We start from the raw sequence: 25,586 nt of genomic DNA, 5'->3' as shown, positions 1-25,586 counted from the left end.
CTAACCGAGTTAATCGGCTAGGCTAACCGTCCCACAAGGGTTTAAGCCCTTATTTTAGGTTAAACGAGTCGCACCAAAGCATCTCTAGTAAAAACCGCCAGACATTTCTCGGAGCAAAGCAACTGCCACAAGATTAAACCCAAATCGACTCGCCCCTGGTAATAACTAGAACGATCCGACAGAAAAATTATATAGGGGCGCGAGGTTGATAGGCCGATCGCCCGATCGACAATATCCCCAGTCGCCACCACCAAATCGCAGCAGCACGAATGCATCCAAACAGCCTGCAATTGCTGCCAAGTCAAAGCAATCAGCCGGGTTCCAACATCTTTGAGCAAAAACAGGGGGTTCATGTCAAAAACTCCCCCAGATGACATTTGACTGGTAGACCCAATAATTGGCAAGGTCGATCGGCTGTAAGCAGCCCCGTCACCTACAACCGGCATCGCGGAAACATCAACATCCGCGCCAGATGCTTTCAAAGCTTTGAGAATTTGACAGTTAATTGCGTCTTCCCCGTGGCCGTTGCTGAGGAAAAGCACCCCCTTCGATTTCATAGAATCAGAATACAATCAGAATCAGTGCCGAGCTTTTTTTAAAGACAGCCGTGCGATAGCTACACTCGGGTCGGCTAACTTTTTGTTAGTCTAATTTAAATACATTGTGGAAGTGAAACAGCGTGAATATTGAAATTGGGCGGGGCAAAAGCGCTCGCAGAGCTTACGGCATAGATGAAATCGCGCTTGTACCCGGACAGCGCACCCTCGATCCGAGTTTGGCAGATACCAAGTGGCAGATTGGCGGGATCGATCGAGAAATCCCGATTATCGCCAGCGCAATGGATGGGGTAGTCGATGTCCGCATGGCGATTTTGCTGTCGGAATTGGGAGCAATGGGCGTGCTCAACCTAGAAGGAATTCAAACCCGCTATGCCGATCCCCAGCCAATATTAGAGCGCATCGCGAGTGTCGGGAACCACGAATTTGTTTCCCTGATGCAGCAACTCTATGCCGAACCGATCAAACCAGAATTAATCGACCTGAGAATTAAAGAAATTAAAGCAGGAGGAGGGATTGCCGCCGTCAGCGGTACACCGGCCGCTGCGAGCAAATACGGCTCAACAGTTGCTGAATCGGGAGCCGATATATTTTTTGTGCAAGCAACAGTCGTCTCGACAGCTTTCCTTTCCCCTGAAGAGATCGCGCCTCTAGACTTAACTCAATTCTGTCAAGAGATGCCGATACCAGTAATTTTGGGCAACTGCGTGACCTACGAAGTCGCTCTGAATTTAATGAAAACTGGCGCTGCGGGCATTCTCGTGGGCATTGGGCCGGGTGCAGCTTGCACATCTCGGGGCGTATTGGGTGTCGGCGTTCCCCAAGCCACAGCGGTAGCAGACTGCGCCGCCGCGCGGGACGACTACTATCGCGAAACTGGCAAATACGTGTCGGTGATTGCTGACGGCGGTTTAATTACCGGTGGCGATATCTGCAAGTGCATTGCCTGCGGCGCGGATGGAGTGATGATTGGTTCGCCCTTTGCCAGGGCCGCCGAAGCTCCCGGCCGCGGCTTTCACTGGGGGATGGCGACTCCCAGCCCGGTTTTGCCGCGCGGCACTCGCATTCGCGTGGGGACTACCGGCACTGTGGAGCAAATTTTGCGCGGGCCTGCGCTGCTAGATGACGGTACGCACAACTTGCTCGGAGCTCTGAAAACTAGCATGGGCACCTTGGGCGCTAAGGATATTAAGGAGATGCAGCAAGTGGAAGTGGTAATTGCTCCTTCTCTGCTGACTGAGGGTAAAGTCTATCAAAAAGCTCAGCAGTTGGGCATGGGTAAGTAGATTTACCGACCCAAGACCAGGGTACGTTGACAAAATTTGTTCAATAGTCTCGAAATTTACAGAATGTTGTGGAATTATCGAGAAGGAGATGTCACAATATAAGAAGCGGAGACGAATGTTTCCGTTCACTCCTCACACCACACTCCGCCCGGACTACTGTTCGGGCGGTTCCTTTTTTGCCGGAAATCTTCGCTCTTGCTTACTAGGTACAGAGCTGAGGCTCTTAGCTCCGGAGAGTGGGAGAGTGGGAAAGTAGGAAAGTGGGAGAGAGGGCAATAGGGGGAGAATTTTTCTGCAGAATGCCTTCTGCCTTGGGAAACATAAGTGCCTTCTGCGTTCGGAAACATAAGTGCCTTCAACCTTCTACCCTTTTCGTTTTGCCTTCGGAAGCCGAATGCCTCCTTCCTTCTTCTTCAGAAGCCTTCTGTTAAAATCGTTGACGCAAGTGGTTACATTTTTTGCTAGACTTGTTATCCGAGAAATAGTATTTACAAGGATGGCTAGGGATGTCAGCAGCCGCGCAAGTAACCGACTCTACCTTTAAGCAGGAAGTGCTCGATAGCGAAGTTCCAGTTCTAGTGGATTTTTGGGCTCCCTGGTGCGGGCCCTGTCGGATGGTGGCGCCCGTCGTAGACGAAATTGCCCAGCAATATGAAGGGCAGGTCAAGGTAGTAAAAGTTAATACCGACGAAAATCCTCAGGTTGCCAGCCAATACGGTATCCGCAGCATTCCGACGCTGATGATATTTAAGGGCGGTCAACGGGTGGATATGGTCGTTGGGGCAGTTCCGAAAACTACTCTGGCAAACACTCTGGAAAAGTACATTTAACTCAACTGCGAGCGGTTGCGCGCTGTTCTTTTTGGACCGCGAAAGCTAACTCGCTTCAGAACCGGGGCAAAGCTACTGGAAAAGTTATTAGTTGCCAGCAGGGCAATTTGCTGGTGGCTATTGGCTTCTAAATTTGGCTTGCCCCTTAATTTTTATTAGCGACAAATTGTTACCGTTTCGGAAAAATTCATGATTCCTTCTGGGTCTGGTCAAGGTCTTGAGTCCCTCCAAGCTGAATTGATCGATTTGATCGATCGCTTCCCAATGTTGAAGCACTCTGAGTGGATCGAACGATCGCTCTCTACTATAGTGCAAATGGCCGGAGAGGAGCTCGATCGCCTAGACTGGAAGATTCTGGCTGCCTCGCTCCGAGATATGGAGAGCGCTTTTGAGATGTTTTATCCTTACCGCCACGTTCGCAAAATTGTGATTTTTGGTTCGGCGAGGGTATTACCGGAATCGGCGGAATATTTGATGGCCAGAGACTTTGCGCGGGCGATGGCCCAGCAGGGGTTTATGGTAATTACTGGCGGCGGCGGCGGGATTATGCAGGCGGGGAACGAGGGGGCGACTGCTGAACGTTCTTTTGGGCTGAACATTCTGTTACCTTTCGAGCAAAGTTCTAATCCTTTCATTGCGGGCGATCCCAAGTTGCTCACTTTTAAATATTTTTTCACTCGCAAGTTATTTTTTCTCCGGGAGAGCGATGCTTTGGCTCTGTTTCCGGGCGGTTTCGGCACTCTGGACGAGGCTTTTGAGTGTCTGACTTTGACTCAAACTGGCAAGTTCGGGCCGGCTCCTTTGGTCTTGATCGATCGACCGGGAGGAGATTATTGGCACGATTGGAATTATTTTGTGCAAAAACAATTGCGGGGCCGGGGTTTGATTTCAGCCGACGATCGCAGCCTCTATACGATTACTGACGATGTAAATGTCGCTTGCGAGGCGATCGCAAGTTTTTATCTGGTTTATCACTCCTGCCGCTACGTTAACGAAAAATTGGTAATTCGCTTGAAAACAGAGCTTTCTGAGGATAATGTCGATCGGCTAAATGCTGATTTTAGCGATATTGTTGTCACCGGAAAAATTGAAAAAAGTCAAGCTTTGCCGCCGGAAATAGGAGATGCAACTTTCGATCTGCCGCGCCTGACTTTGCATTTCAACCAGCGGGATTTGGGGCGACTTTACCAGCTAATTGCTGCTATAAATCAAATGGGTGCAGCTTCGCCGGAAGCGACGCATCCAGAAAAAAAGTAGTTATCAGTCATCAGTCATCAGTAATTTTTGATATGGGTGAGGTCGGAGAGAAGTTTGACAACTTTTGTTTTGACAAAATCGATTAAGATAAATATTTGTACAAAGTTCAAAAAAAAGCGGGCAATAGCAAAAGAAAATCTTGTCAATATCTTGATGGCATTATTTGGGAAAAACCAGCAAAATGCTAGACCTGCTGCTAATTAGCGCTTTGGGATTTCTCGGCAGTTTCGGTCACTGCGCGGGGATGTGCGGCCCGCTGGCAATGGCGTTTTCGCTATCTAGTGCCGGCAAGGATAAATTAGCTACTTTGCGCTTTCACCTACTGCTGAATTTGGGGAGAATTTCTGCTTACGCTTTCGTTGGTGCTGCAATTGGCGGACTGGGTTCGGTGTTGATTGCTGGCGGACTTTTGGCAGGTACGGGCAGCGAATTGCGGCGCGCGATCGCACTTCTGACGGGCACTATGCTGATTTGGTTCGGAGTAGTGCAAATTAAACCGGGTTTGCTGCCGGGATTGCCGCTGCTGCACCCAATGTCGCACGATCGAGTCGGACAAGCAATGAACAAGCTTTCGGCACAAAAAAACTGGTGGGTGCCGATTGCTTTGGGTTTGCTTTGGGGTTTGATTCCCTGCGGTTTCCTCTACGCGGCCCAGATTAAGGCGACGGAAACGGGAAACCCGGTTTTGGGTGCGGCGACGATGCTGGCCTTCGGACTCGGCACGCTGCCAACTATGCTGGGAGTGGGTTTTTTTGCTGGCAGATTGAGCGCTAACAGGCGGAGTCAACTGTTTCGTGCGGGTGGTTGGGTAACAGTGGCGATCGGGATTCTTACCTTGCTGCGAACCGATGAAATGGTAGATTTTACGGGCCACGCAGCGCTGCTGTGCTTGATGCTAGCACTGTTGGCGCGTCCGGTTAGCAAGTTTTTGCCGCAACTGCTGCGCTACCGCCGCGCCTTGGGTGTGGGCGCGTTTGTCCTAGCTGTCGCCCACACGTTTCATATGCTGGATCATACGCTGCGATGGAATTTTGATGCTGTGTCTTTCATGTTGCCGCAGCATCAGTTGGGAATGGCGGCTGGGATGCTGTCCCTGCTGTTGATGTTGCCGGCGGCAGTTACAAGTGTCGATCGCATTCAAAATTTTTTAGGCAAGCTGTGGCGAATGCTTCACCTGTTAAGCGTTCCAGCTTTCTTGCTGTGCGCTGTACACGCAACACTCATCGGTTCCCACTATCTGGGCGGCTTTGAATGGACGGCGGTTAATCAATTACGGGCGCTGCTTTTGGGAATAATTGCCCTGGGCGTCTTGCTAGTGCGATCGCGCTTGTTTTGGTCTGTTTTATCACTGGAGAAGTTCTATGTTTCGCCTGTCAAACACAAGTAAAAGTTTGGGATTGTTAGTTTTTTTGGGATTGCTAATTGAAGCAGCAATTCCCAATCCGGCGCAGTTAAACTCGATTTCTGTTTTGGCGCACGAAGTCGAAGTATCGGGAGATGTAGCCGCTACCTTTCACCTAGAACCCAACCACAACCCCCGCGCCGGACAGCCTGCGAGAGTCTGGTTTGCGCTAACTCGCAGGGGCGGTCAAATTATCCCACTAGAGCAGTGTAATTGCAAATTAGCGGTTTATCCGAAAGATCGCAAAGAAGCGGATAAGCCACTGATGCAGCCGCCTTTAAAAGCAGTATCTGCGGAAAAATATCAAGGAATGCCAGGAGCAGATATCGTATTTCCCAAGGCTGGCATTTACGAACTTGAATTGAGCGGAACAGCCAAAAATAAAGCTAATTTTAAACCGTTTAAACTGAGTTACAGTGTGACGGTTAGGTAATACCATTTTAGATTTTAGATTTTAACGACCGATCGAGAGATTTTCTGTGAATTAATTGCAGAGACCACAAAGGACAGGAAAGAAGAGGAAGATTGAGAGCAAGTTTTCTATTTTAAGTTGATTTTGGCACAAAGTCGATAATTTCGTTAAATTACTATTATAGCAAGTACCACGAGGGTTATGACGTGCTTAATAGCTGAAATCCTTAATTTTATTGCCCTTGTTCTCGAAATTCTTTCTTCTTCCTTCTTCCTCCTTATTTCAAATAGCAAATCTTAATTTTTAATAAAGATCACTGGGTTAATTCTGCACTAAGTAAATTTCTGGGTTACATTGTCAGTGTCAATTCTGGAATTTGTGCAAGCTAACCTCTATTGAACTGACCAAAGGATATAACGATGGATATCTTATCTAACACCGTGGCGCTATCGCGGATGCAATTTGCACTAACCGCCATCTTCCATATGCTGTGGCCAGTTCTGACTACTGGAATGGGGATTTATCTGGTAATTGTTGAGGGAATGTGGCTGAAAACTCGCAATCCCGACTACTACCACCACGCTCGTTTTTGGTCTAAACTCTACGTCCTCAACTTCGGAATTGGAGTAGCTTCCGGAATTCCAATGGAATTTCAATTCGGCACAAACTGGGCACCATTTTCCGAAGCAGTCGGTGACTTTTTTGGCAGCATTTTGGGATTTGAAGCTTCAATGGCATTTATGCTAGAAGCCGGCTTTTTAGGAATTATGCTGTTTGGTTGGGAGCGCGTTCACCCGATCGTCCATCTTTTCGCTACAATCATGGTAGCCTTCGGCGCTAACCTATCCACAGTTTGGATTTTAGTCGCTAATTCTTGGCTGCAAACTCCTGCGGGCGGAGAAATGGTCAATGGCAAGTTTATTGTCAGCGATTACTTTCAAGCAATTATGAACCCGTTCGCATTAAACAGCATTCTCCATATGTTTTTTGCGACGTTAGAAACTTCGCTGTTTGTCATTGGGGGAATTAGCGCTTGGTACATTCTCAATAAGCGCAACCAAGCCTTTTTTTCCAAGTCTTTAAAAATTGCCATAGCGACAGCAATCGCCGTGGCACCCTTGCAGATATACATCGGACATTTGAGCGCCGAACAAGTTTATCACTATCAACCCACTAAATTAGCAGCAATCGAAGCTAAGTGGGAAACTTCACCAGCGGGAGAGTCAGCAGATTGGACTTTGCTAGCTTTTCCTAATGAAAAAGCCCAAAAAAATGACTGGGAAATTAGCGTGCCAAATGGCTTAGGATACGTTCTGGAATTCAAACAAAAACTCTCCGAACCCGTACTCGGTTTAAAGGAATGGAAGCCAGAAGATAGACCCCGGATGGTGGGTTTAATCTATTATTGTTTCCGCATCATGTCCGGCATTGGATTCTTTTTTGTAGGATTGATGCTGTTGAGTATAATTCAGTGGATGCGAGGCAAACTTGCTGCTGAAAATATTAGCAGTCAACCTTGGCTGCTGCGTGCTTGGGTATTAGCTGCTCCCCTAGGATATATTGCTGTAGAATCGGGTTGGATTGTCCGCTGTGTCGGCAGACAACCGTGGGCTTTATACGGGCAAATTCGCACTGCTGACGCGGTGTCAAACATCCCCGCCACCAATGTTTTAACTTCTCTCAGTTTCTTTGCAGTTATTTACAGCTTTTTGTTTGTTTGTGCCTTGTATTTTGGCAGCAGAATTATCCGCCAAGGGCCTAATTTAAATCTGCCAGTACCGGGATTAGACAATGAACCTGCAATCGAAACTCAACCTGCTGAACACATTCCCGATAAACGTCCAGTAGAAGCACAACAATAGGAGATTTTATGCAAGCTTTGGAGCATTTTCTCCCGCAAGTTTGGTTCGTAGTTTTAGGTATTTTTCTCTTGCTCTACGTCATGCTAGACGGTTTTGACTTGGGAGTCGGAATCTTGTCTCTGACTGCTGACGACGAGGAACGCAGGGGCATTTTAATGACGAGTTTGGGCAACGTTTGGGACGCTAACGAAACTTGGCTGGTGTTGATGGGAGGCGCTCTGTTTGGCGCATTTCCCCTCGCTTACGGTACGATTTTAACGGCGCTGTACATACCGATTTGCATGATGCTTTTTGGTTTGATATTTCGGGCTGTCGCGTTTGAGTTTCGCGAGCATTCTAACCGGAAAAAATTCTGGAATTACGCTTTTGGTGCTGGCAGTTTTTTAGCATCTTTAGCTCAAGGATTTGCCCTCGGTGCGGTGCTCGAAGGCATTGCGGTTGATGAAGCAGGTCACTTTGTGGGTACTACTTGGGACTGGCTGGATTGGCGATCGATCTTGGTTGCTTTGACGCTGATTCAAGGCTATGTTTTGATCGGTTCAACCTATTTAATTATGAAAACAGAAGGCGAACTGCAAACAAATCATTATCGCACGGCTAAAATTGCGGCGGTGACAACACTAATCGGAGCAGTTTTAATTACGATCGCCACTCCGATTTTTTACGAAAGTGCTAGAGCCAGGTTGTTCGAGAAACCGCTAGTTTATGTATTTGCCGCGATTCCTTTGTTGGGAGTGCTGTTGGTGGGACTGCTGCTGAAAAGTCTCGCAAACAAAGAAGAACGCACGCCGTTTATCTGGACGATTCTGATTTTTATGCTCAGTTTCATCGGCTTGGGGTTGATTGTTTTTCCCTACATTATCCCTACGCAAATCACGATTTACCAAGCCGCAGCTTCTCCCAGCGCGCTGGTGTTTATGATTGTGTTCATGGGCTTTCTGATCCCGATTATGATTTTTTACAACATCTACAATTATGTTGTTTTTCGGGGTAAGGTTGTCGGTAGCCACTACGGGGAATAAAGAATAATAAAACCGCAGATGCAGGCTAATGTACGCAGATAATATCAACTCTATATCCGGCTTGATATTATCTGCGTATATTTGCGGGCTAATTACAGATTATTGTTTTCTGAATACCGCCACAAGTTACGTAACCATACTATACATAGCGCAAATAGTGCGGAGTAGAGAAAGGACTCGTTTAGAATTAGCGATCGCACGTCATGCGATTTGAAATTTGAGATTTGAGATTTAAGATTGCTCGCACGGATGAGTCCGGGGCTTGCGATCCGGAGGCGGAGCTTTTTTCAAAGTACACGGATGAATCCGGGGGCTTGTGACCAAGTTGCTTTCGTCAAATAATAATTGAAAAACATCGGGGAAAAAATTACAGTTAATTCTGTCCCTAGCAAGGATGCAGAGTTTGCGATCGCTATCTTTGTCAAATAATAAAATACAATGGAATAGAAGGTTTTAATTTAACTGTTTTATAATAAAGGGTCAACCAGTTATGGATGCGATCGCCCATTTGTCAGGTTATCAGATTACAGAGCAACTTTATGTAGGTGCACGCACCCTCGTCTATCGAGGCATCCGTACCCGCGATCAATATCCAGTCGTCCTCAAACTGCTGCGAAACGAATACCCCACCTTCAACGAGCTCGTCCAGTTTCGCAACCAATATACCATTGCCAAAAATCTCGACTTCCCTCACATCGTCAAACCCCTAACGCTGGAAGTATACCAAAATAGCTATGCCCTAGTAATGGATGACTTTGGTGGAGTATCTCTACCTACTTATCTCAAAACAGCAACAAATCAAACCCCATCATCTCAAGCTTTACCTTTAGCAGAATTTTTCCAAGTCGCCATACAACTAACAGACATTATTCACTATCTCTACCAAAACCGAGTTATTCACAAAGATATAAAACCCGCTAATATTCTCATTAATCCAGACACAAAAAAAATCAAACTAATTGACTTTAGTATTGCATCCCTCCTACCACGAGAAACCCAAGAAATCCAGAATCCCAATATTTTAGAAGGAACATTAGCCTATCTATCCCCCGAACAAACAGGACGGATGAATCGAGGCATTGACTATCGTAGTGACTTTTATTCCCTGGGTGTGACCTTTTATGAATTGTTGACAGGAAAGTTGCCATTTATCTCTGATGACCCGATGAAAGTGGTACATTGTCATCTCGCCAAAGAGTCGATACCGATCCATCAAATAAATCCAGAAGTTCCCCTGATTTTATCAAAAATTGTCAGTAAGCTGATGGCAAAAAATGCCGAACACCGCTATCAAAGTGCATTAGGACTCAAGCACGATTTAGAAATTTGTTTATTTCAGTTACAAAAAACAGCGAAGATAGAATATTTTGAACTTGGAAAGCGAGATATTAGCGATCGCTTTACTATCCCCGAAAAGCTTTACGGTAGAGAAAAAGAAGTTGCTCAACTATTAGCTGCCTTTGAGCGAGTCAGCCTGGGAACAACGGAAATGATGCTAGTAGCAGGTTTTTCGGGAATTGGGAAAACAGCCGTTGTCAATGAAGTTCATAAACCCATTGTCCGTCAGCGCGGTTATTTTATCAAAGGCAAATACGATCAATTTCAACGCAACATTCCCTTCAGTGCCTTTGTGCAAGCCTTTCGCGACTTAATGGGTCAACTGCTATCAGAATCGGATACCCAACTGCAAACATGGAAAACCCAGATTTTAGCAGCAGTGGGAGACAACGGACAAGTCTTGATTGACGTGATTCCTGAGTTAGAAGGCATAATTGGCGCTCAACTTCCTGCAACTGAATTGTCAGGAAGTGCCGCCCAAAATCGCTTTAATCTGTTCATGCAGAAATTTATGCAAGTTTTTACAACCAAAGAACATCCTTTAGTGATGTTTTTGGATGACTTGCAATGGGCGGATTCAGCCTCCCTGAATTTGCTACAATTATTGATGAGGGATACAGGATATTTATTAGTATTGGGGGCCTATCGAGATAATGAAGTTTCGCCCGTGCATCCATTTATTTTGACAGTGGATGAGATAGTTAAAACGGGAGCAACAGTGAATAGGATTACTTTGCAAGCGTTAAGCGAAGCAGATATGAATTTGTTGGTGGCGGATACGCTGAATTGCGAATCATCCATTGCCCAACCTTTGACAAAATTAGTATATCAAAAAACTCAGGGAAATCCTTTCTTTGCCACTCAGTTTCTCAAAGCATTACATGACGATCAGCTAATTACCTTTAATTGGGATATTCGGCATTGGCAGTGTGATATAGCCCAAGTCAAAACCTTAGCTATCACTGATGATGTCGTTGAATTCATGGCATTGCAATTACAGAAGTTGCCCAAAGAAACTCAGGATGTTCTCACATTAGCTGCTTGTATAGGAGCGCAGTTTGATTTGAATACCTTAGTAATTGTCAGTGAGAAATCTGCTGGAATGACGGCTACGGCTTTATGGAAAGTATTGCAGGAAGGTTTGGTAATTCCCACGACCAAAATCTATAAGTTCTTTACGGAATCGGATAGTGATGAAGTTTTCAAGGCTTCAGCTAATCCAACTTATCGATTTTTACACGATCGCGTCCAGCAAGCCGCATATTCGCTAATTCCTGATTCACAGAAAAAAGCAACTCATCTCAAAATAGGACAGCTACTCCAGCAGAATTCCCCAGAGATAGAGCAAGAGGAAAAACTGTTTGATATTGTCGGGCATTTCAATCGAGGAATTGAGTTAATCGCCCAACCGAGCGAACGAGAAGCCTTAGCTAAACTGAATTTAGAAGCCGGTTGTAAAGCCAGAAATTCTACCGCCTACACAGCAGCTAGAGTTTATCTGCAAACAGGCATTGATCTACTAACAGCCAACTGCTGGCAAAGGCAGTATGAATTAACCCTGAACCTCTATGTTGCTGCTGCTGAAGCCGCCTATTTGAATGCTGACTTTGACGGCATGGAAGAGATAGCAGCACAAGTGTTGCAAGCAGCCCAGACAATTTTAGACAAAATCAAAATTTACGAAATTCAAATCGCCGCCCAGACAGCACAGAGCAAGTCACTAGAAGCCATTGCAGTAGCAAGAGATGCACTCTGGCAATTGGGGATTGAACTACCCAGTGCACCTGACGAAGCCTTGATTAGCCAAGCGCTACAAGCCGTTGCTAGCCAACTCCAAGGTAGACGGATTGAAGACCTAGCTAATCTGCCGATGATAACTGATGCCAAGGCTCAGGCTGCCATGCCACTGTTAGGAACGTTATATTCTCCCATCTTTCTGGGAATGCCGGGTTTGCTGCCCCTACTTAGCTGCAAGATGGTGAGTTTATCGCTCTCCTTTGGGAATGCGCCAGCATCGACGGTGGGGTATGGCATTCACGGACTGGTGTTATGTGCGTTTTTGGGAGAGGTGGAAACGGGGTATGCCTTTGGTAAATTGGCACTTTTATTGCTTGATAGGTTCAATGTACGAGAATTCAAGTCCATGATTCAGAATCTATTTGGAGCCTTTATTCAGCATCGCAAAGAAGCAATGAGGGCAGTGATGCTGACGACGAAAGATAGCTATACGGCTGGCATGGAAACTGGCGATTTTCTAAGCGCTGGCTACAGCATGGTCACTTACAGCTATATGAACTTTTTCAGTGGAGTAGAACTGAGCAATTTGGAATCAGAAATAGCAAGTTACAGCGCTGCCTTGGCTCAGGTCAAGCAATATTCGGCTCAAATTTATGTAGATATGGTGCGGCAGACGGTGAACAACTTAAGGGAAGTCGAGATTCTGTCGGATTGCTTAATCGGCCCGGCCTACGATGAAACAGTGATGATGCCCAAGCATAATCAGGATTATGAATTCACTGCCATCGCCGAGGTTTATATCTACAAACTGTTGCTTGCTTACTGCTTTGGTAACTACAAAGAGGCGAGCAATTACATTAGCCAAGCCCAGCCCTATTTGATAGCAGTACCAGGATGTATTTTTATTCCCATTTTCCATTTCTATGCAGCCCTGACGCATCTGGCGCTTTTACCCACACAGCCAGAAATTGAGCAAGCTGATATTCTTGCCTCTGTGGAAACCCATCAAACCACTCTGCACCAGTGGGCGCAAAATGCTCCCATGAATCATCTGCATAAGTGGTATTTAGTTGAAGCAGAACGGCAGCGGGTTTTGGGTTACAAGGCAGATGCACTGGAAATGTACGATCGCGCGATCCGACTCGCTCAAGATCATAAATTCGTCAACGAAGAAGCCCTTGCCAACGAACTAGCAGCGAAATTCTACTTGGAATGGGGCAAAGAAAAAGTAGCTCAAGCCTACATGATTGAAGCATATTATTGTTATGCCCGATGGGGAGCAAAAGCCAAAATAGACGATTTGGAAAAAAGTTATCCTCGCCTACTCGGTCTTATCCTTCAGCAAGCTCAATCCTTTACTTCCTTTAAGGAAACGATCGCCCGGGGAACGATTACTTATACCCACTCTTCTAGCAGCAACTCTGAATTTCTAGATTTGCCTACTCTGATCAAAGCCTCTCAAGCCATTTCTGGGGAGATTGAACTAGATAGACTCCTGACTACTCTCTTAAAAATAGTGCTTACAAATGCTGGGGCAAGCCGGTGTGTGTTATTGCTTAAACAAGATATTGAGTTACAGGTAGTAGCCCTTGTCGTAGAGGGGCAGGAACCACAACTATTACCATCAATACCGCTAGAATCAAGTCAGGATGTAGCGATTAGTTTGGTCAATACTGTCAAGCGGAGTTTGAAACCGCTGGTACTTGCCGATGCGAGGGTAAATCCTCAGTTTGCTGGAGATAGTTATATTGAACAGCACCAGCCTAAAAGTGTGCTTTGCAGTCAAATTGTTAATCAAGGTAAGTTGATTGGAATTCTGTATCTGGAAAATAACCTGACGGTTGGCGCATTTACGAGCGATCGGGTTGAGGTGCTGAATTTGCTCTGCTCTCAAGCCGCTATCTCCCTGCAAAATGCCTGCCTCTATCAACAGGCGCAACAAGCTTTTGATAACCTAAAACAAGCTCAATTGCAAATTGTCCAAAGTGAAAAAATGTCGGCGCTGGGAAATCTAGTCGCTGGTGTGGCTCACGAAATCAACAATCCGGTTGGTTTTTTAAATGGCAATATTCAACCGGCATTGGATTATGTTCAGGATTTATTTGGCTTGCTCGATTTGTATCAACAAAAGTATCCTCAACCCGATGCAGATATTCAAGAGGAAATTAAAACAATCGATCTCGACTATATTCGGGAAGATTTACCGAAGTTGGTTAGCTCGATGCGTGAAGGTGTGAAGCGGATTAAAGATATTAGCACTAGCCTCAGAACTTTTTCCCGTGCCGATAGCGATCGCCCTGTTGCTTGTAATATCCATGATGGCATCAACAGTACCTTGATGATCCTCAAACACCGTCTCAAAGCTTCAGACACTCGCCCGGAGATTCAAGTTATTAAGAAATACGGGGATTTGCCTTTAGTTGAGTGTTATGCCGGCCAGCTCAATCAAGTTTTTATGAATCTGTTGGCGAATGCGATCGATGCCCTGGATGAATCAAATACTGGACGGAGCTTTGCAGAGATTAAAGCGACTCCTAATAAAATTATGATCGAGACAGAATTATCGGGCGATCGGCAGCAAGTTGTGATTCGCATCAAAGACAATGGGGTTGGCATTAATGAGGCGGTGCGAGAGAAGATTTTTGAGGATTTATTTACGACGAAAGAAGTCGGTAAAGGCACAGGGTTGGGCTTGGCGATCGCACGGCAGATTGTATTTGAGAAACATAGCGGTTCCCTGAACGTCAACTCAACACTAGGTCAAGGAACAGAATTTATTATCACCTTACCATCAAGGGAGAATAAACAAGTTAAATTTCCCTAGCATTCAGACTCATTTAATTAATTACTCACGCTAAATTATCAAACAACAATAGCAATGAATAATACAAACAAAAAAAGCAAAGACTACCCAAAATTTCAAATTCCAAACTATCAAATTCTCGAAACAGTTTATTCAGGAAGTCGCACCTTAGTATTTCGAGCCATCCGTAGCAATGACCAACTACCTGTTGTCATCAAACTGCTGAAAAGTGAGTATCCTAGCTTCAGCGAACTGGTGCAGTTTCGCAATCAGTACACCATTGCTAAAAACCTTCATCACCCTGGAATCATCCAAACATATAGTCTCGAACTATATCGAAATGGTTATGCGTTAGTCATGGAAGACTTTGGGGGAATTTCTCTTCAGGAATGGGCACTGAAAGGGAAAAACGCACTGTCTTTGAGGGAATTTTTACAGGTAGCGGTCTCGCTGTGCAATACCTTAGATATATTGTATCGCGAGCGCATTATTCATAAAGACATTAAACCCAGTAATATCTTAATTAATCCCGAAACCAAAGAAGTCAAATTAATCGACTTTAGTATTGCCTCTCTCCTCCCACGGGAAACACAAACTTTGATGAATCCCAATGTCTTAGAAGGGACGCTTGCGTACATTTCTCCAGAACAAACAGGCCGAATGAATCGGGGAATTGACTATCGGACTGACTTTTATTCTTTAGGAGTCACTTTCTATGAATTACTGACAGGAGAAGTACCATTTCAATCCAACGATCCAATAGAAGTAGTCCATTCTCATATTGCTAAAACCTCATCCTTAGTCCATGAAATTAATTTAGAAATTCCCCCTGTACTCTCAGAAATTGTCAATAAATTGATGGCAAAAAATGCTGAAGACCGCTATCAAAGTGCAGTCGGGATGAAATTTGATTTAGAAAAATGTTTAAATCAAATTCAAGAAAACGGTGGGATTGAATCCTTTGAAATTGGGTGTAGGGATGTGAGCGATCGCTTCCTCATCCCCGACAAACTCTATGGACGAGAAACCGAAGTAGAAACGCTCATACAAGCCTTTGAAAGAGTCAGCGAAGGTGCAACAGAAATGATGCTCGTTGCGGGTTTTTCAGGAATTGGAAAAACCGCAGTGGTCAACGAAGTTCATAAACCCATTGTGCGGCAACGGGGTTATTTTATTAAAGGGAAATATGACCAATTTCAGCGCAACATTCCCTTCAGCGCCTTTGTGCAAGCATTCCGCGATTTAATGGGGCAATTGCTATCCGAATCAGATTGGCAATTAGAAACATGGAAAAGCCAGATATTAACCACAGTAGGAGACAACGGACAAGTCTTAATTGACGTAATTCCTGAGTTAGAAAATATTATCGGTAAACAGCCAGCCGCCCTTGAATTATCAGGAACAGCCGCCCAAAATCGTTTTAATCTCCTGTTTCCAAAATTTGTGCAAGTCTTTACCAGTAAAGAACATCCGTTAGTCATGTTTTTAGATGACTTGCAATGGGCAGATTCCGCATCACTGAACTTGCTTAAATTATTGATGCAAGATGCGGGGTATCTATTAATATTAGGTGCGTATCGAGATAATGAAGTCTCCCCCGTACATCCATTGATTTTAACAGTGGATGAAATTGTCAAAACTGGGGCAACGGTGAATACAATTACTTTACCACCGTTAAGGGAACTTGATATGAATCAGTTAGTGGCAGATACACTGAATTGTGAATCATCACTAGCCCAGCCTTTAACAAAATTGGTCTATCAAAAAACTCAAGGTAATCCTTTTTTTGCGACCCAGTTTCTCAAAGCATTACATGATGACAAGTTAATTAGCTTTGATTGCGAGATTCAATATTGGCAATGCGATATTGCCCAAGTGAAGGCTTTAGCAATTACTGATGATGTCGTTGAATTCATGGCATTGCAATTACAAAAATTGCCCAGACAAACTCAGGATAGTCTCAAACTAGGGGCTTGTATTGGGGCGCAGTTTGATTTGAATACCTTAGCAATTGTCAGTGAGAAATCACCAGACAGTACCGCAACAGCTTTATGGAAAGCCTTGCAGGAAGGTTTAGTAATTCCTACTACCGAAATCTATAAGTTCTTTACCCAATCTGATAGTGAGGAAGTTTTCAATGCTTCCGCTAATCCGACTTATCGATTTTTACACGATCGCGTCCAACAAGCGGCTTATTCATTGATTCCTGATGAGCAAAAACAGCAGACCCATTACCATATTGGGCAACTACTCCAACAAAACTTATCAGAGATAGAAAAAGAGGAAAAGCTGTTTGATATTGTCGGGCATTTGAATTTAGGAATTGAGTTCATGACTCAAGCAGAGGAACGGGAAGCCTTAGCCAGACTGAACTTAGCAGCCGGACAGAAAGCCAGAAATTCTACAGCCTATGCAGGCGCCAGAAGTTTTGTAAAAACAGGGCTGGAGTTACTCACAGAAAACTGTTGGCAAACTCAGTATGAATTAACCCTAAATCTTTATGTGGCTGCGGCTGAAACGGCCTACTTAAATGCCGATTTTAATGGCATGGAAGAAATGGCCGCCCAGGTTTTGCGATCGGCCAAAACAATACTAGATAAAGTCAAAATATTTGAGATTCAAATCAACGCACTGACAACTCAGAGTCAGATGTTAGAAGCGATCGCTATCGGCACCAATGCCCTAGCACAATTGGGGATTGAACTCCCCTATGAAACTGACGAAGCGTTGACACGCATTGCACTACAAAACCTTGCCAACCAACTGGAGGGCAAACAGATTGAGGAACTGGTTAACCTTCCCGTGATGAGCGATCCTCGGACAATCGCGGCGATGCAATTGTTAGGCATCTTGTTTCCGGCTATTTTTATGGGAAATCCTGCCTTGCAGCCTCTGCTTTGTGCCACAATGGTCAGTATATCACTTCAATTTGGCAATGCGCCAGCATCAACAATCGGGTATGTGGGTTATGGTATTGTGCTGTCTGGTTTTTTCGGAGAAGTAGAAAAAGGTTATAGCTTTGGGCGAGTAGCACTGAGTTTACTCAATCAGTTGAATTGGCCAGAATTTAAATGTATCACTTTACTTTGGTTTGGCTGTTTTATTCAGCATCGTCAAGAACCACTGAGGGCAGCAATCCCAACGGCGAAAGAAGGCTATTTAGTCGGAATGGAAACAGGTGATTTTCTCAATGCTGGCTACTGCGTCAGTAGTTATTTATATAATAATTTTTTTTCGGGAGTAGAGATTGATGATTGGCACGCAGAAATAGAAAATTACTGTGTTGTCTTAACGACTGTGAAGCAATATTCTCCTATATTTTACGTGAAGATGACACAACAGACGGTGCAGAACTTGAGGGAAATTGTCAATCAACCGGATTTGTTAATAGGTCAGGCTTATGATGAAACCGTGATGTTTCCTGAGCATAATCAGAATAGTGAGCTTACTGCACTCGCTCTTGCCTATAACTACAAACTAATGCTTGCCTATCTTTTTGGCAACTATACCAACGCCCTAGACTACATTGCCCAAGCAAGCCTCTATTTGAGGGTAGCGGCAGCAATGATTCATACTCCGGTTTTCCATTTCTATGCCGGGTTAACCTACTTAGCACTCTGCTCTACGCAGTCAGAAGTTGAGCAAGCGAACACTCTCGCTTTGGCAGAAACCCATCAAACCACTCTGGCTGAATGGGCACACCAGGCTCCGATGAATCACCAACATAAAGTTGACTTAGTAGAAGCAGAAAAATGTCGGGTTTTAGGCAAAAATTATGAAGCTGGAGATTGGTACGATCGCGCTATTTCAGGAGCCAAAGAAAATGGTTATATCCAAGAAGAAGGTTTAGCTAACGAACTAGCTGCCAAATTCTACTTAGATTGGGGGAAAGAAAAAGTTGCACAATCTTACATGATTGAAGCCTATTACTGTTATTCCCGTTGGGATGCAAAGGCTAAAGTAGCTTATTTAGAACAACACTATCCACAACTACTGAAAGCTATTCTCCAACCTGCTAAATTTGTCATCACATCTGGGACAACCATCAACCAGACCTGGATGGGAAGCCTAACTAGCGTCAGTAGTACCGAGAATTTATGGTTAGATTTTCCAGCAGTAATGATGGCAGCACAAGCCATTTCACAAGAAATTGAATTAGAGAAACTGTTAGCCACTTTGATGCAGATTATGCTTGCGAATGGGGGAGCACAAATCGGTTGTTTAGTGCTTCGCCAAGACCGACAATGGTTAGTCGTCGCTCAAGCCGCACAAAAGCAGACAAAAATATTAGAAATTCCTCTGGAACAATATCAGGAAATTCCTCAGGGTTTGATTTATGCGGTGGCACGAACTCAAGAGACGGCTGTTTTTGACAACTTAAGTACAGCCGACCAATTTGCAGGCGATCGCTATACGATCGCTCATCAACCTAAATCAGTTTTATGTACTCCAATTATTCGGCAAGGAAAACTCGTCGGTATTGTGTACTTAGAAAATAACTTAACACTGGGAGCATTTACTAATGAGCGAGTAGAAATTATCCAGATACTCGCAGCTCAAGCGGCGATCTCTATTGATAATGCTCGTTTATATAAACAAATAGAGAATTATTCCCAAACCTTAGAAGCAGAAGTAGCGCAAAAAACGGAAGATTTAAGCCAAAAAGCTTTTGATTTAGAGCAAGCATTTAAAAACTTACAACAAACCCAAGCACAATTAATTCAGAGCGAAAAAATGTCATCTCTCGGTCAACTGGTAGCTGGGATTGCTCACGAAATTAACAATCCAGTAACATTTATTCATAGCAATCTTGCACATACAGAGCATTATGTCAAAGATTTGCTTATTTTACTTGATATTTATCAACAAGAGTATCCCGACCCCAGTGGAGTAATTCAAGCGAAAATAGAAGAAATGGATTTAGAATTTATCTGGGAAGATTTAATTAAAATGCTGGAATCTATGAAAGCAGGGAGCGATCGCATTAGCCAAATTATCCTGAGTTTGCGTAACTTTTCCCGCTTAGATGAAGCCGACATGAAACCAGTAGATTTACATACCGGAATTGAAAGCACTTTGCTAATTTTACAAACTCGCTTAAGACTGAGCGATGGCAAATCAGAAATACAAGTTATTAAAGAGTATGGAAATCTGCCCAATGTAATTTGTTATGCTAGTGAGATAAATCAAGTATTTCTGAGTATTCTCAGTAACGCTATTGATGCTCTTCAATCAATTAATAAAACAGATAAAAATCCTGTCATCACGATTCAGACTGAAGTCATAGACAAAGACAGGGTGAGAATTAAAATCACTGATAATGGTGCCGGTATCCCGGCGAATATTCAATCCCGAATATTCGATCCATTTTTTACAACTAAACCAGTGGGTAGCGGTACAGGTTTGGGTTTATCTGTTAGCTATGGTATTGTCAAAAAACATGGCGGTAAATTAACCTGTAATTCTAGAGTTGGAGATGGTACAGAGTTAGCTATCGAGATTCCCATCAGCTATATTAGAGCCTAAAGAAGCATCTTACTGCTACGCCCGTTGAGAGGTCAAACAAAAGATATGCGATCATTTATTTACAACTAAAGGTGTGGGTAAAGGCACGGGATTGGGATTGGCGATCGCACGGCAGATTGTTGTTGAGAAACACTCTGATATTTTAGAAGTAAATTCAGCCTTAGGTCAAGGTGCAGAGTTTTTGATTACAATTCCCGTGAAGACAATAAAATCAAGATAGTTGTGATGCAGCAATGAATGACATCCTTCTGTGGTTCGTCCGCAAATCTCGTGCTGGGAAAGGTTGATATTAGAACAATATAGACCATTAGCCAATAAAGTTAAAAACATTAGTATCAATTGGGGATGTTTCCCGATCTGGTTGATAAACTATACCCTAGAGTTATAGTTGAGCAATTTTTTTGAGGACTGAAAAATGGATGCGATCATTCCCCTAGCTGGGTATCGGCTCGCAGAACAAATCTATGCAGGCTCTCGCACCCTCGTTTATCGGGGTGTTCGAGATAGCGATCGCACTCCTGTCATCATCAAACTACTACGAAACGAATACCCGAATTTCAACGAACTCGTCCAGTTTCGCAATCAGTACACCATTGCCAAAAATCTTAACTTCCCCAGTATTGTTAAACCTCTGACTCTAGAAGTATACCACAATAGCTATGCCTTAGTCATGGAGGACTTTGGAGGGATTTCCCTATCTAATTATCTCAAGATAGCAAATGATAAAAACCAACCTGCTAAATCTTTATCTTTAACAGAATTTCTTAAGCTGGCACTGCAACTAACAGACATTCTCCACTATCTATACCAAAGCCGAGTCATTCACAAAGATATTAAACCCGCTAATATTCTGATTAATCCCGACACTAAACAAATAAAACTAATTGATTTTAGTATCGCCTCACTCTTACCACGAGAAACTCAAGAAATCCAGAATCTCCACATCCTTGAAGGGACATTAGCCTATCTCTCTCCCGAACAAACCGGACGAATGAATCGCGGCATTGACTATCGTAGCGACTTTTATGCCCTCGGTGTCACTTTTTATGAATTATTGACAGGACATTTACCATTTCTCTCTGATGACCCGATGGAACTGGTACATTGTCATCTCGCCAAACAGTCAATATCGATACATCAAATTCATCCAAAAATCCCCATAGTTTTATCGCATATTGTCAGTAAATTGATGGCAAAAAATGCTGAAAACCGCTATCAAAGTGCATTAGGATTAAAACATGATTTAGAAATTTGTTTGGCTCAATTAGAAAAAACTGGTAACATTGAAGCCTTTGATTTAGGACAGGAAGATATTACAGACAGGTTCCTGATACCAGAAAAACTGTACGGTAGAGAAAAAGAAGTCGATCGTCTATTAGCTGCCTTTGAACGAGTCAGTACAGGCAGCACAGAAATGATGCTAGTGGCAGGTTTTTCTGGAATTGGCAAAACCGCAGTGGTGAATGAAGTTCACAAGCCAATTGTCAGACAACGGGGCTATTTCATCAAAGGCAAATATGACCAGTTCCAGCGCAATATTCCATTCAGTGCATTTGTGCAAGCTTTCCGGGATTTAATGAATCAATTAATATCAGAATCAGATGCTCAGTTACAAAGATGGAAAAGCAAAGTTTTGACAGCAGTTGGCGACAACGGACAAGTCTTAATTGATGTAATTCCTGAGCTAAAAGGTATTATTGGTAAACAACAAATAGCACCAGAACTATCGGGAAGTGCTGCTCAAAATCGCTTCAATCTACTGATGCAAAAATTTGTACAAGTATTTACGCAAGCTGAACATCCTTTAGTAATTTTTTTAGATGATTTGCAATGGGCAGATTCGGCATCATTGAAATTGTTGCAACTGTTGATGGAAGATACGGGACATTTATTGGTGTTAGGTGCTTATCGAGATAATGAAGTGTCTCCTACTCATCCATTTATTTTGACGGTGGATGAGATTATTAAATTCGGGGCAACGGTGAATACACTTACCTTGACTCCTTTGCAAAAAAATGACATTAATCAATTGATTTCAGATACTCTTAGTTGCGAACCAGAGATTGCCAAACCTCTGAAAAAACTGGTGTATCAAAAAACTCAAGGTAATCCCTTTTTTGCTACGCAATTCCTGAAGGCTTTACATGACGATGGGCTGATTACTTTTGACCCCCCTCAGTCCCCCACCCCCCTTTCATCCCCCCTTACCAAGGCGAGACAGAAAGGGTTACAAGGGGGGTGGCAGTGCGATCTTGCTCAAGTGAAAGCCTTGGCAATTACTGATGATGTGGTAGAGTTTATGGCATTGCAATTGCAGAAAATGCCGTTTCCTACTCAGGAAATGCTTAAATTAGCCGCTTGTATTGGGTCGCAGTTTGATTTAGCTACTTTGGCAATCGTCAGTGAAAAGTCGGCGGAAGTTGCTGCTACTGCTTTATGGAAATCTTTGCAAGAAGGTTTGATTATTCCGACTACGGAAGCTTATAAGTTCTTTACTCAATCTGATAATGAGTCAGTTTCTAGTGCAGCGGCTAATCCGACTTATCGGTTTTTGCACGATCGCGTCCAACAAGCTGCTTATTCCCTGATTCCTGACGCTCTAAAACAAGCAACTCATCTTAAAATAGGACAATTACTCCTACAAAATTCCTCAGAGATAGACCCCGAGGAAAAACTGTTTGATATTGTCGGGCATTTGAATTTAGGAATTGAGTTAATCAGCAAACCGAGTGAACGAGAAGCATTAGCTCAACTGAATTTGAAAGCTGGAGTTAAGGCGAGAAAGTCTACAGCTTACGCCGCAGCAAGGATTTATTTACAAATAGGGATTGATTTACTCACAAGCAAGTGCTGGGTTTATCAGTATGAATTGACTCTAAATCTCTATGTTTCCTCCGCCGAAGTTGTCTATTTGAATCATGACTTTGATGGAATGGAACAGATGGCCACACTGGTGTTGCAATCAGCTCAGACAATTTTAGACAAAGTTAAAATTTACGAAATTTTAATCGTCGCCCAGACAGCCCAAGGCAAGATGTTAGAAGCGATCGCGCTAGGGAGAGATGCACTCTTACAATTGGGTGTTAAACTCCCCACCGAAACTGATCAAACCAAAATTGGCAAAGCACTACAAACCCTTGGCAGCCAACAAGGTGGCAAACTGATTGAAGAACTGGTTGACCTACCAGTGATGAGTAATGCCACAACTCAGGCAGCAATACAACTATTGGGAGCTTTATTTCCGCCCGTTTTTCTGGGAATGCCGGGATTGCTACCCATTCTTAGCTCCATGATGGTGAGTTTATCGATCGACTTTGGGAATGCACCCGCATCGACGGTGGGGTATGCAATTCACGGAATGGTGTTGTGTGCCTTTTTGGGAGAGGTGGAAACAGGCTATAGCTTTGGTAAATTGGCGATGAATTTGCTCGATCGGTTCAATATCCGCGAACTCAAAGCCACAATTCCAGCTTTTTTTGGGAGCTTTATTCAGCATCGCCAAGAAGCTATAAGGGCAACGATACCGACGCTGAAAGGTAGCTATACGGCTGCTATGGAAACAGGAAATTTTTTACAATCTGGCTATAGCATACTTATATACCTCGAATCCAACTTTTTTAGTGGGGTGGAACTTGACACTTGGGAGACCGAAATAGCAAGTTATAGTGCTGCGATGGCACAGGCAAAACAATATTCGGCTCAGGCTTATTTTGATATTATGCAGCAGACTGTGAATAACTTGAGGAAAGTCTGTATTCCGTCTGATTGCTTAATCGGCTCTGCCTACGATGAAACGGTGATGCTTCCTCAGCATCATCAGAATAATGAACTTACAGCGATCGCCAAGGTCTATGTTTACAAACTTTTACTTGCCTACTGTTATGGAAACAATACGTCGGCCCTAGACTACATTGCCCAAGCGAAGCCGTATTTGATGGCAATATCGGGATTGATTCATGTTCCGATTTTTCATTTCTATGCAGCCTTGACGTACCTGGCAATCTTCCCCACCAAGCCAGAGCAGGAGCAATCCGAAATACTCACCATGGTGGAAACTCATCAAACTATTCTGCAACAGCGGGCGCAAAATGCTCCCATGAATTATAAGCATAAATGGTATTTAGTTGAAGCAGAAAAACACCGGATTTTGGGTAATAAAGCCGATGCAATAGACTTGTACGATCGCGCCATTTCCCTCGCAAAAGAGCATCAATTTCTCAACGAAGAAGCTCTAGCTAATGAACTTGCAGCCAAATTCTATCTCAATTGGGGTAAACAAAAAGTTGCTCAAGCCTACATGATTGAGGCCTATTACTGTTATGCCCGATGGGGATCCCAAGCCAAAGTTACTGATTTAGAACAACGTTATCCTCAACTCCTCGATCCTCTCCTTCAGCCACCCCAATCGTCTACCTCTTTCAAGGAAAGTCTTAGGCTGGAAACGATGGCTTATAACCGCTCTTCTAGCACAGCCTCGGAAGTTCTAGATTTGGCAACTCTGCTCAAGGCATCTCAAGCGATTTCAGGGGAAATTGAACTCGATAAACTCTTGACTACTCTGTTACAAATAGTGATGACAAATGCTGGGGCAAGTAAGTGTGTCTTACTGCTACAACAAGATATTGAGTTACAGGTAGCAGCCTTTGTGGAAGAGGGACAAGAACCGCAGCTATTACCACCCATGCCGCTAGAATCAAGTCAGAATGTGGCGATCGCTTTGGTGAATACTGTTAAGCGGAGTTTGAGACCTCTGGTACTGGTAGATGCTAGGTTATATACTGAGTTTTCTGGAGATAGTTACATTGAAAAACACCAGCCTAAAAGTGTGCTTTGTAGTCCAATTCTCAATCAAGGTAAGTTGATTGGGATTTTATATTTGGAAAATAATCTGACAATTGGAGCATTTACAAGCGATCGCGTCGAACTGCTCAATCTGCTCTGCTCCCAAGCAGCAATTGCCCTCGAAAATGCCCGCCTCTATCAGCAGTCACAACAAGCTTTGACAGAACTCCGTGCCAGCGAAGCCCGCTTCCATAAGATGGCTGACAATATTCCAGGGATGGTCTTTCAATTACAGTTGGCTGCCGATGGTGCTAAGTCTATAACCTACGCAAGTTCTGGTTGCATCAATCTATATGAAGCTGAGCCAGAAATGGTGATGGCAGGAATCATCAATGTCTTCGATGCAGTTTATGCCGGCGATCTCGCTGATGTGGAACAAGCAATTACTAAATCTGCCCAAACCCTGACCCCATTTAATCATGAATGGCGCAGTGTCACCTCGTCCGGCACGATAAAATGGGTGCAAGCAATATCTCAACCAGAACGACGAGCCGATGAGTCAACTGTATGGGATGGTGTTGTCTTTGATGTGAGCGATCGTAAACGCAGCGAAGCTGAATACAAAGCTGCGGAAACAGCCCTGCAAATTTCCGAGCAGAACCTCCGCACTATCTTCAACAACGTCAGTAGTGCCACATTGGTAACAAGTTAGAAGGGAGTAGATTTTGTCAATACCTCTTGGGATAGAAATATTATGGAATAATAATGATAA

General features: G+C 43.9%; 12 protein-coding genes. 11 read left to right on the top strand and 1 reads right to left on the bottom strand.

Translation table 11 applies throughout. The features are described 5' to 3' along the window. Positions 1 to 59 precede the first annotated feature (59 nt). The gene (locus tag QUA78_RS26965; RefSeq protein WP_333399117.1) at positions 60 to 557 is read right to left on the bottom strand and encodes a hypothetical protein; all 498 of its coding nucleotides are present in this window, start codon (positions 555 to 557) and stop codon (positions 60 to 62) included. Positions 558 to 679: 122 nt separating this feature from the next. Here QUA78_RS26965 and QUA78_RS26960 point away from each other — a divergent pair, with 122 nt between their 5' ends. The 11 genes from QUA78_RS26960 (at position 680) to QUA78_RS26910 (ending at position 25,526) form a co-directional block, all read left to right on the top strand. Then, positions 680 to 1,843: a GuaB3 family IMP dehydrogenase-related protein gene (locus QUA78_RS26960; RefSeq protein WP_333399116.1), complete on the top strand. Its 1,164-nt coding sequence runs from the start codon at positions 680 to 682 to the stop codon at positions 1,841 to 1,843. 506 nt (positions 1,844 to 2,349) lie between these two features. Further along, positions 2,350 to 2,673 carry a thioredoxin gene (gene trxA / locus QUA78_RS26955; protein ID WP_333399115.1) on the top strand — a complete coding sequence of 108 codons (324 nt, stop codon included), beginning with the start codon at positions 2,350 to 2,352 and terminating at the stop codon, positions 2,671 to 2,673. A 189-nt stretch (positions 2,674 to 2,862) separates the two neighbouring features. Then, entirely contained in the window at positions 2,863 to 3,930 is a 1,068-nt protein-coding gene (locus tag QUA78_RS26950) for an LOG family protein (protein WP_333303642.1), read from the top strand. Between the two features lie 181 nt (positions 3,931 to 4,111). Next, complete coding sequence (locus tag QUA78_RS26945) at positions 4,112 to 5,317, top strand: urease accessory protein UreH domain-containing protein (protein WP_333303643.1); 1,206 nt, start codon at positions 4,112 to 4,114, stop codon at positions 5,315 to 5,317. Further along, positions 5,292 to 5,765, top strand: a complete 474-nt coding sequence (locus tag QUA78_RS26940) for a hypothetical protein (RefSeq protein ID WP_333303644.1) — start codon at positions 5,292 to 5,294, stop codon at positions 5,763 to 5,765. Before QUA78_RS26945 ends, QUA78_RS26940 begins: the two co-directional genes overlap by 26 nt. Positions 5,766 to 6,163: 398 nt before the next feature. Continuing rightward, positions 6,164 to 7,606, top strand: coding sequence for a cytochrome ubiquinol oxidase subunit I (locus QUA78_RS26935; RefSeq protein WP_333303645.1), 1,443 nt, complete (start codon positions 6,164 to 6,166; stop codon positions 7,604 to 7,606). 8 nt (positions 7,607 to 7,614) lie between these two features. Then, positions 7,615 to 8,628, top strand: coding sequence for a cytochrome d ubiquinol oxidase subunit II (cydB, locus tag QUA78_RS26930; protein ID WP_333303646.1), 1,014 nt, complete (start codon positions 7,615 to 7,617; stop codon positions 8,626 to 8,628). 490 nt (positions 8,629 to 9,118) lie between these two features. Continuing rightward, the gene (locus QUA78_RS26925) at positions 9,119 to 14,527 is read left to right on the top strand and encodes an AAA family ATPase (RefSeq protein WP_333303647.1); all 5,409 of its coding nucleotides are present in this window, start codon (positions 9,119 to 9,121) and stop codon (positions 14,525 to 14,527) included. A 54-nt stretch (positions 14,528 to 14,581) separates the two neighbouring features. Beyond that, positions 14,582 to 20,032, top strand: coding sequence for an AAA family ATPase (locus QUA78_RS26920; protein ID WP_333303648.1), 5,451 nt, complete (start codon positions 14,582 to 14,584; stop codon positions 20,030 to 20,032). Between the two features lie 43 nt (positions 20,033 to 20,075). Continuing rightward, positions 20,076 to 20,252 (top strand): ATP-binding protein, encoded by a 177-nt coding sequence (locus QUA78_RS26915; protein WP_333303650.1) that lies wholly within the window; start codon positions 20,076 to 20,078, stop codon positions 20,250 to 20,252. 195 nt (positions 20,253 to 20,447) lie between these two features. Beyond that, positions 20,448 to 25,526: an AAA family ATPase gene (locus QUA78_RS26910; RefSeq protein ID WP_333303649.1), complete on the top strand. Its 5,079-nt coding sequence runs from the start codon at positions 20,448 to 20,450 to the stop codon at positions 25,524 to 25,526. The last annotated feature ends 60 nt before the right edge of the window (positions 25,527 to 25,586 follow it).

The sequence above is a fragment of the Microcoleus sp. K4-B3 genome, from assembly GCF_036704615.1.
Lineage (GTDB): Bacteria > Cyanobacteriota > Cyanobacteriia > Cyanobacteriales > Microcoleaceae > Microcoleus.
The sequence above is the reverse complement of the archived record's forward strand: the minus strand, read 5'-3'. Positions and strand labels throughout refer to the sequence as shown.